Source organism: Jeotgalicoccus aerolatus (assembly GCF_014635205.1).
Lineage (GTDB): Bacteria > Bacillota > Bacilli > Staphylococcales > Salinicoccaceae > Jeotgalicoccus > Jeotgalicoccus aerolatus.
Window position 1 is genome coordinate 1 of record NZ_BMCN01000010.1, and the last position, 905, is coordinate 905.

At 44.4% G+C, this 905-nt stretch carries 1 protein-coding gene; it reads left to right on the forward strand.

The features are described 5' to 3' along the window. Nucleotides 1-536, forward strand: a 536-nt coding sequence (locus tag IEU81_RS11130) for a hypothetical protein (protein WP_188352529.1), incomplete at its 5' end; no start/stop codon positions are given. Nucleotides 537-905 lie beyond the last annotated feature (369 nt).

The following is a 905-nucleotide window of genomic DNA, read 5'->3' on the forward strand; positions in this document are numbered from 1 at the left end:
AGTTTCAGAGTGAGGAACAGCAGCAAACAGAGGATGAACTCCAGGATAAAATCCACCCCTTTGCCCAGACACAGTCTCTAGTCTATCCCTTCCCTGGGCCCATCCCTAACAGCCTCCCACAAAACATCCCTCCTCTTACTCAAACCCCTGTGGTGGTGCCGCCTTTCCTTCAGCCTGAAGTAATGGGAGTCTCCAAAGTGAAGGAGGCTATGGCTCCTAAGCACAAAGAAATGCCCTTCCCTAAATATCCAGTTGAGCCCTTTACTGAAAGCCAGAGCCTGACTCTCACTGATGTTGAAAATCTGCACCTTCCTCTGCCTCTGCTCCAGTCTTGGATGCACCAGCCTCACCAGCCTCTTCCTCCAACTGTCATGTTTCCTCCTCAGTCCGTGCTGTCCCTTTCTCAGTCCAAAGTCCTGCCTGTTCCCCAGAAAGCAGTGCCCTATCCCCAGAGAGATATGCCCATTCAGGCCTTTCTGCTGTACCAGGAGCCTGTACTCGGTCCTGTCCGGGGACCCTTCCCTATTATTGTCTAAGAGGATTTCAAAGTGAATGNAGATATGCCCATTCAGGCCTTTCTGCTGTACCAGGAGCCTGTACTCGGTCCTGTCCGGGGACCCTTCCCTATTATTGTCTAAGAGGATTTCAAAGTGAATGCCCCCTCCTCACTTTTGAATTGACTGCGACTGGAAATATGGCAACTTTTCAATCCTTGCATCATGTTACTAAGATAATTTTTAAATGAGTATACATGGAACAAAAAATGAAACTTTATTCCTTTATTTATTTTATGCTTTTTCATCTTAATTTGAATTTGAGTCATAAACTATATATTTCAAAATTTTAATTCAACATTAGCATAAAAGTTCAATTTTAACTTGGAAATATCATGAACATATCAAAAT